The sequence below is a fragment of the Streptomyces sp. NPDC026394 genome (assembly GCF_055567735.1).
Window position 1 is genome coordinate 80,518 of sequence record NZ_JBVHPX010000030.1, and the last position, 8,796, is coordinate 89,313.

Sequence of the window (8,796 nt, forward strand, 5' to 3'; positions counted from 1 at the left end):
CGAGAAATGAGTTGTTCTTCACCGTGCTCCTTCGTGCAGGCCCGCCCTGCGCAGGGCGGAACGGGCCGATCGGTGTGCCGCGTCGGCGGTGGTGGCCGCCTGGCCGAGTCCCCAGAGCGTCCGGCCGCCCGCCTCCAGTGCCACCAGGCAGGTCGCCGGCGCGCCGGTCGCAGCGGGCGTGCCCGTGAAGTGCACCCGGGTGAACGCCACGCCGTGCGCGGCGCCGAGCTGCCCGAGGACCGCGTTCTCGTCGGAGCCGGCGGGCAGCGCCGGCGAGTCGTCGAGGCCGTAGGTCTCCCGCAGCAGCCGCCAGATCTCCGGCGGCTCCAGCTCCCGCCCCAGGGCGTCGGCGGCCGCCTGGACCACTGCCGCGAAGTCCCGCCGCAGCTCGACCGGCAGGTCGACGCCCCAGCCGGCCTTGAGCACATAGTTGATGCCGCCCTTGCCGGACTGGCCGTTGACCCGGATGATCGCCTGGTAGTCGCGGCCCACGTCCTTCGGGTCGATGGGCAGGTACGGAACCTGCCAGGGCAGTTCGCCGACGTCCTTGCCCTCGCGTTCGGCCCGGTCGGCCAGCGCCGCCAGGCCCTTGGCGATGGCGTCCTGGTGCGTGCCGGAGAAGGCGGTGTACACCAGGTCACCGGCGTACGGGTGGCGGGGGTGCACCGGCAGCCGGTTGCAGTCCTCGACGATCTCGCGGACGGTGTCGATGTCGGACAGGTCCAGTTGGGGATCGACGCCGCTGCTGAACATGTTCAGCGCCAGCGTCACCAGGCAGACATTGCCGGTGCGTTCACCGTTGCCGAACAAGGTGCCCTCGACCCGGTCGGCCCCGGCCAGCAGGGCCAGCTCCGCCGACGCGACGGCGGTGCCCCGGTCGTTGTGCGGGTGCACGGACAGCACGATGGCCTCACGCCGGTCCAGGTTGCGGTGCATCCACTCCACCTGGTCGGCGAAGACGTGCGGCGAGTGGGTCTCCACGGTCGTCGGCAGGTTCAGCACCAGCGGCCGCTCGGCCGTGGCGCCGACGACCTCCGTCACCCGGTTGGCGATCTCCAGCGCGAGTTCCGGTTCGGTCAGGTTGAAGGTCTCCGGCGAGTACTCGAACCGGATGTCGCTCCCGGGTTCGCGCTCCGCCAGCCGCACCAGGTGCCGGGCACCCTCGACGGCCATGCCCACCACCTCACGCGCCGACATGCCGAACACGACCTCGCGCCACAGGCACGCCGTCGCGTGACACAAATGCACCACGGCGCGTTCGGCTCCGCGAATCGCCTCGAAGGTCCGCTCGATGAGATCAGCGCGGGCCGGCGTGAAAACCGACACCGTCACATCGTCCGGAATTCCTTCCTTGACGACCAGTTTCCGTACGAAATCGAAGTCGTGCGCGCTGGCCGCCGGATAGCCGATTTCTATGTCTTTGAAACCGGTGGCCACCAGCAGATCGAACATCCGCTGCTTGCGGCGCGTGTCCATGGGATCGGCCAGCGCCTGGTTGCCGTCGCGCAGATCAACCGAGGCCCAGATCGGACTGCGATCGAGCGTACTGTCCGGCCACCGCCGTGACCAGCCTGAAGTGGGAGCCGCAGCGTCCCGCGCATAACGGTGGAACGGCATGGACGACGGACGTTGCAATGTTTCCCAAGACTCTCGGGAAAAAGTCAATGGTAATCCCCCTTGCACTTCCAGGCTGCGCTCTATCGCGTTTCTCAGCGCCCCGAAGACTACGGAGCGTCAGGACCCGCAGGGAAGTAGACCGTCCTCTATACCTGACCCTGGAATCGGATAATTCGGACACCGAGGCTGCCCGGTGTGCTCACCTGTTGACGCTGCGCGTTTCGGCACTAGAATTCCGCTGTATTGCCCGGAAACAATTCTCCGCCTCATGCGAAATGGCAGGCCATGGCCGAATCCACCAGTCTCGACCACCGCACGTCGGACGGGGGCAGGGCGACCCTGCGGCCCGGCCGCGTTCTGACGCTGGCCTGCCTGGCACACGGCATGATCGTCATCGACACCAGCATCGTCCACGTCGCCATCCCGGCGATCCGGGACAGCCTCCGCGCGAGCCTGCCGACGATGCAGTTCGTCGTCACGTCCTACGTGGTCGTCATCGCCGGCCTGATGCTGGCCGGCGCCGCGGCGGTCAAACGGTACGGCGCGGTGCCGATGTTCCGGCTCGGCGTGGTGCTGTTCGGGGCGACGTCCGCGCTGTGCGGCCTGGCCCCCAACGGCGCCGTGCTCGTCGCCATGCGGGCCGCGCAAGGACTGGGAGCGGTGCTGGTCATGCCCGCCACCCTGGTGATGCTCACCGACACCTACCGCGACCCCGGCCAACGCGCCAAAGCGGTCTCCATATGGTCGATGGTCGCGGGCAGCCCGGTCGCCTTCGGGCCCACCCTCGGCGGCGCCCTCGTGGAGACGGTGGGCTGGCGCAGCATCTTCCTGATCAACGTGCCCGTCGCCCTGACCGTCCTGTGGCTCTCGGCACGGCACATGCCCCGGCACGAACAGCCCGCGCACAGGGAGCCGCAGGACATCCCGGGCCAGTTGCTGTCCGTCGTCTTCCTCGGCGGCCTGGCACTGGCGCTCGCCGAAGGCCAGGACCTGGGCTGGACCCGGCCGCTGCCCGTGGCGGCCGCGGTGACCGCCCTGATCGCTTTCGCCGTCTTCGTCGCCCGGCAGCGCAGTTACGCCTACCCCATGATCCCGGGAGACCTGTTCCGCGCCCCCGGCTTCCGCAGCTATGTGGCGGTCGGCCTGCTGCTCTTCGTCGGCTACAACGGGCTGATGTTCACCCTGAGCGTCTTCCTCCAGCAGGTACGCGGCTACGACCCGGTGACCGTGGGGCTGTGCTTCCTGGCCTCCGCCCTGCCCATCACCTTCATGCCCCTGCTCGCCGGACGCTTCGGCACCAAGCTCGGCCCCCGGACGGTCCTGGGCGCCGGAATCGCCCTGTCCCTGCTCGGCGGGGTGCTGCTGGCCGTCATCGGCAGCCACGCCCCCCTCGGCACGTGCGTCGGACTGGTCTTCATCGGCCTGGGCTTCGGCCTGATGACCGTGCCGCAGATCACCCTGACCATGGCGGCGGCGCCGGCGCACCACTCGGCCATCGCCTCCGGACTGATGTCGGCGGGCCGCTCCACCGGCTCCCTGATCGGCGTCGCCCTGCTCGCCGGCCTCCCGGCCGCGACTGGCATCACCGCCCCGGCGATCGCGCTGGTCGCCGTCTACGTACTGATGGCCCTGGCCGCGGTCCTCGGCGGCCGGGCCCTGCCCGCCGGGACCGGGTGACGGGTGCGGCGGCCGGGCGAAGGCCGCTGACGCCGGCTGACGGGTACGCCGGCCGGTCCGGGCCCGCAGACATCGGCTGACGGGCGCGGCAGTCCGGCCCGGCCCACCGGCGCCGCCTGACGGGCAGAGCCGCCGGCCTGCGGCCACCAGCGCTGTCTGACGGGCCCTCGCCGCCAGTCAGCGCTGCACCGTTTCCCCGTGCCTCAACTTCCCCCTTGCTCGACTTCCCCGCGCCTCAGCCGCCCCGTTCCTTCCTTCCCTCCTTCTCCCGCTCCTCCGCTTTCCCGCTTCTGCGCACTCTTCCCACATCGGAGTACTCATGCCGGAGCCTCAGGCAGACCACGACGTCGCGTCCAGGATCGCGGCACTGTACGCGAACGACCCCCAGTTCGCCCGGGCCGCCCCCGACCCTGACGTCGCCGACGCCATCAGCCGACACGACAGCCTCACCGGCGCCATCGCGGCCGCCATGCACGGATACGCGGACCGCCCGGCCCTCGCCCGCCGGGCCGGACACCTCGTCCGTGACCCCGCCACCGGCCGCCGCACCCGCGAACTCCTGCCCGCCTTCGAGACGGTGTCCTACGCCGAACTGTGGCAGCGGGTCGGCCACATCGCGACGGCCTGGACCGACGGCACCGGCGGCACCAGCGCCTCGGGCACCAGCGGTACCGGTCCCTCCGCCCGCCCCGGCACCCTGCGCCCCGGAGACTTCGTCGCCACCCTGGGCTTCACCGGCATGGACTACACCACCATCGACCTGGCCTGCATGCACCTGGGAGCGGTGTCGGTGCCGCTGCCCACCGGCGCGTCCGCCGTACGGCTGGCACCGGTCCTCGACGAGACACTGCCGCGCGTCCTCGCCGCCGACATCGGCTCGATCGAGGCCGCCGTCGGCGCCGTCCTTGCCTGCGACTCCATCGAGCGGCTGGTGGTCTTCGACTGCGACGTACGCGAGGACGGCCACCGGGAGGCTTTCGAGGCGGCCGGTGCCGCGCTGACCGGCCGGGCCGAAGTGGCCCTGCTCCAGGACGACGTGGACCGGGGCGCCGAGCTGCCGCCCGCGCGGCCGTACGAGGACGACGACCCGGACCGGCTGGTCAGCCTGATCTACACCTCCGGCAGCACCGGCACGCCCAAGGGCGCGATCTACACCGCCGCCATGCTCACGAGGATGTGGCACAACGCGCGCGGCGGTCTCAACGCCGGTGGCGCCGCCGGCACTCCGGTGTTCGTGGTGCACTACATGCCGATGAGCCACGTCAACGGCCGCGCCTGGCTGATCAACGGCCTCTCCTGCGGCGGCACCGGCTACTTCACCGCCCGCAGCGACATGTCGACCCTGTTCGACGACATCCGCCTGGCACGGCCCACGGCCCTGAGCCTCGTACCGAGGATCTGCGACATGGTCCACCAGCGCCATCTGCTCGAAGCCGACCGCATCGGCCGGACCGGCGTCCCGCGCCCCGAGGCGGAGGCAGCCGCGTCCGTCCAGGTCCGCGACGGCATGCTCGGCGGCCGGATCGTCACCGCACTGTGCGGCAGCGCCCCGCTGTCCGAGGCGATGCGCACCTTCACCGCCGCCCTCCTCGGCACCCCGATCGTCGACTGCTACGGGTCGACGGAGACGACCCGGGCCATCGTCGTCGACCAGCACGTCCGCCGCCCGCCGGTGACCGACTACCGGCTGGCCGACGTACCCGAACTGGGGTACTTCACCACCGACAAGCCGCACCCCCGCGGCGAGCTGCGGGTCAAGTCGATCGGGCTCTTCCCCGGGTACTACAGACAGCCCGAGGTCACCGCCCGCGCCTTCGACGAGGACGGCTACTACCGCACCGGTGACGTCTTCGCCGAGACCGCCCCCGGCCGCCTGGTCTACGTCGACCGCATCAACAACGTCGTCAAGCTCTCCCAGGGCGAGTTCGTCACCGTCGCCGCGCTGGAGGCGTTGTACGCGACCAGCCCGGACATCGCGCAGATCTATGTGTACGGCAGCAGCGAGCAGGCGTTCCTGCTGGCCGTGGTGGTCCCGGACGCCGAGCGCCTGCACCAGGCCGACGAGGCCACCGTACGCGGCCGCGTCCTGGACTCGATGCGCGAACTCGCACACGGCGCGGGCCTGCACGCCTGGGAGATCCCGCACGACGTCATCGTCGAACGGGAGCCGTTCACCGTCGCCAACGGCCTGCTGTCGGGAGCCGGCAAACACCTGCGCCCCGCCCTCAAGGAACACTACGGGCCCCGGCTGGAACAGCTCTACACGGACATCGCGACCGGACGGGCCGGCCAGGTCGCGGCACTCAGAGCGGCCGGCTCACAGGTCACGCCCCTCCAGGCGGTGCTCACCGCGGCCCAGATCACCCTCGGTTGCCCCTCCTCGCTGATCCGGGCCGAGACCGCCTTCACCGACCTGGGAGGTGACTCCCTGTCGGCCCACACCTTCTCGACCGTCCTGGAACAGATGACCGACGTGGAGGTGCCCATCCAGGTCGTCCTCCAGCCCTCCTCGACGCTGGCGCGCATCGCCGACCACCTCGGTCCGGCGCACATCGCCCAGGAATCGCGCCCCACCTTCGCCTCCGTGCACGGCCGCGACGCCCGCGAGGTCGCGGCCCGCGACCTGGCACTCGACCACTTCGTGGACCGGCGGCTCCTGACCCGGGCGGCACCGCAGGCAGCGCCCGGCAGCACCACTGCCACCGCCCCCGCCCACAACGTCCTGCTCACCGGAGCGACCGGCTACCTGGGACGCTTCCTGGCCGTCGAATGGCTGCGGCGCGTCGCCGCGACGGGCGGGCGGCTGATCTGCCTCGTCCGGGCCGCCGACGACGACGCCGCACACCAGCGCGTACTGGAGTGCCTGCGCGCCGCGGCGGCCGACCAGCCCGACTGGTTCGACGACGTCGCCCCACGGCACCTGACGGTCCTGGCCGCTGACGTGTCGGCGCCGCGACTGGGCCTGAGGGAGCCGGTCTGGCAGACACTGGCTGACGAGACCGACCAGATCGTGCACGCCGCCGCACTGGTCAACCATGTCCTGCCGTACCACCGGCTGTTCACCCCCAACGTCACCGCCACGGCGCAGCTCATCGAGCTGGCGCTCACCCGCCGTGTCAAACGGTTCGCCTACGTCTCGACGGTGGCCGCGGCGATGCTGCCCGACGGCTCGTTCCTCGACGAGACCGCCGATGTCCGTACGGTGTGCCCCGTCCGGCCACTGGACGACTCCGACGCGAACGGGTACGCCACGAGCAAGTGGGCCGGCGAAGTCCTGCTGCGCCAGGCACACGAGGCGACGGGCCTGCCGGTCACCGTCCTGCGGCCGGACATGATCCTGGCCCACAGCCGTCTGCCCGGCCAGCTGAACCTGACCGACCGCTTCACCCGGCTGCTGCTCAGCGTCCTCACCACCGGCATGGCGCCGTACTCCTTCTACCGGCTCGACCCGGACGGCCGCCGCGGACGGGCGCACTACAGCGGCCTGCCGGTGGACTTCACCGCCGCGGCGATCACCTCCCTCGCCGCCGACAACGCGCACGACCACCTCACCTACAACACGGTCAACACCCACGACGACGGCGTCTCCCTGGACGAGTTCGTGGACTGGCTGATCGCCGCGGGGCACCCGATCACCCGGTTCGACGACCACCGCCAGTGGCACCTGCGCACCGAGGCGGCCCTGCGCGGCCTGCCCGACCACCAACGGCGCCTGTCCCTCCTCCCGTTGATGCAGGCGTACGCCCGGCCGGGGGAGCCGCGGCCGGGCTCGGCGGTACCGGCCGAGCGGTTCACCGCGGCGGTCGGCAGGCTGGGCGTGGGCCGGGGAACCGTACCGTCGCTCTCACCCGAATTCCTCACCAAGTGCGTCGCCGACCTGAAGCTGCACGACCTTCTCTGAACCCGCGGAACCTGCCACAGACGGCCCCGTCCACAGCCAACTGCGGACGGGGCCGAACAGTGCCGAGGGCAGCGTCGAGGCAGCCGGCCCTCAGCTCCGCGCGGGCGCGATCTCCTCGATGACATGCCGCCCGGTGGCGAAGAACCCGGACTCACGCGGGTAATGCACCACGACCTCGGTGAAGCCCAGCTCCGCGCACCGGCCCGCGACCTCTTCGAAAGCCTGCGCCGACTCCATCGTCGGAAGCAGCGAGAACCCGGTCAGCAGCGTCCGCCCCAGGGTCTTGGGGTCACGCCCCTCACGCGCGCACGCCGCATCGAGCTGCTCCATCCGACGGGCGAGCACCGACCACGTCCAGGCCGCGGTCCGCTCCTGCCGCGGCACGTCCCCCTGGTCGGTGACGACCCACGACGCGCCGTGGCGCGCAACGGTCCGCATCCCCAGCGGACCGTTCGCCGCCAGCGCGAAAGGCACCCGGGGCCGCTGTACGCACCCCGGCTCCAGCCGCGCGTCGACCGCCTCGTAGTAGCGGCCGAGATAGGTGGTGTGCTTGCGCCCGTCGGGAGCCCCCGTCAGCAGCCGGTCCAGCAACTCCACCGACTCGCGGTATCGGCCCCCGCGCTCCTGCACCGACCAGCCCTTGCCCCGCTCACCCTGGCCGAGCACAGAGGCATCGGCATCGGGCGAACCCGCACCGAAACCGAGCACGAACCGGCCCTCACTGATGGCGTCCAGCGTGATGACGTCGTGCGCGAGCGGCACCGGGTGCCGGTAGTTCGGCGACGTCACCAACGTGCCGAGCCTGATCCGCGAAGTGACTCCGGCCGCGGCCGCCAACGTGGGCATCGCGCCGTACCAGGCACTGTCCGGCAACCCCGCCCAGGTGATGTGGTCGTAACTGTAGGCGGCGTGAAAGCCCAGCTCCTCGGCGCGCCTCCAGGTCGCGGCCGCCTCCCGGAACGGACGGTCGGGCAGGATACAGACGCTGATGCGCACAACTGACTCCAGATTCATCGGTGCCGCTCCGCCCCGGCATCCACCGGCCGACGAAGCCCTCCAGCCCGAACCGCACCGGACGGCCACAGCGACGCCACCCACCACGCGCCCCCCCCGCTCGCCCACCACTGCCCCAGGCCCGGACCCGACAGTACTGATCACCCACCCTGGCGCGCAGTCAGGAGACCTCTAGACCCCACCCTCGAATACGGCCAATGCGACACACGAGAGCCCGGGCGCCCGGGGCGGGCGAACTGTGGGAAGGCCTGGACGAAACCCTCTGGGAATCCCTCAAACGCACGCAGGAACACGATCCGTTGCGCGACGCGCGATGTCTGCGCTGCCCGCACCTGGCCGTCTTCGGCGCGGCAGACCCGGTTGTGCCCTGGCCACCGTATCCAGCAGGCAAGCAGCCACAGGCATCGGCTGAGCCGACCCCGAAGTGAGGCCGACGGCAGGACAGGCGGTCCGACGAAGACGGGGACGCGGAGTAGTCGCCCGCGTATGCCGCTAGGCGGTGTCTTCAAATGATCTTGCGTGTTGGATCATGGTCGGGTGATACGTCGACATGAGCTGTCGGATGCCGAGTGGGAGTTTGTCCGGCC

4 protein-coding genes are annotated in these 8,796 nt (G+C 71.0%); 2 read left to right on the forward strand and 2 right to left on the reverse strand.

Translation table 11 applies throughout. The features are described from left to right. Nucleotides 1–18 precede the first annotated feature (18 nt). Entirely contained in the window at nt 19–1,617 is a 1,599-nt protein-coding gene (locus tag ACZ4QV_RS38280) for a 2-isopropylmalate synthase (protein WP_361159094.1), read from the reverse strand. A 285-nt stretch (nt 1,618–1,902) separates the two neighbouring features. On the opposite strand from ACZ4QV_RS38280, the gene ACZ4QV_RS38285 reads away from it, so the two are divergent. Next, on the forward strand, nt 1,903–3,294 hold the full coding sequence (locus ACZ4QV_RS38285) for an MFS transporter (protein ID WP_361159091.1): 1,392 nt from the start codon (nt 1,903–1,905) through the stop codon (nt 3,292–3,294). Nucleotides 3,295–3,613: 319 nt separating this feature from the next. Further along, the gene (gene car / locus ACZ4QV_RS38290) at nt 3,614–7,195 is read left to right on the forward strand and encodes a carboxylic acid reductase (RefSeq protein ID WP_361638267.1); all 3,582 of its coding nucleotides are present in this window, start codon (nt 3,614–3,616) and stop codon (nt 7,193–7,195) included. Nucleotides 7,196–7,285: 90 nt separating this feature from the next. On the opposite strand, the gene ACZ4QV_RS38295 is transcribed toward car, so the two are convergent. Continuing rightward, nucleotides 7,286–8,209: an LLM class flavin-dependent oxidoreductase gene (locus ACZ4QV_RS38295; protein ID WP_361159085.1), complete on the reverse strand. Its 924-nt coding sequence runs from the start codon at nt 8,207–8,209 to the stop codon at nt 7,286–7,288. Nucleotides 8,210–8,796: the final 587 nt, after the last annotated feature.

Excerpts from the sequence above, each read along its gene's own strand:
- ACZ4QV_RS38280 (WP_361159094.1), bottom strand. The coding sequence starts at position 1,617 with ATGCCGTTCCACCGTTATGCGCGGGACGCTGCGGCTCCCACTTCAGGC.
- ACZ4QV_RS38285 (WP_361159091.1), top strand. The coding sequence starts at position 1,903 with ATGGCCGAATCCACCAGTCTCGACCACCGCACGTCGGACGGGGGCAGG.
- car (WP_361638267.1), top strand. The coding sequence starts at position 3,614 with ATGCCGGAGCCTCAGGCAGACCACGACGTCGCGTCCAGGATCGCGGCA.
- ACZ4QV_RS38295 (WP_361159085.1), bottom strand. The coding sequence starts at position 8,209 with ATGAATCTGGAGTCAGTTGTGCGCATCAGCGTCTGTATCCTGCCCGAC.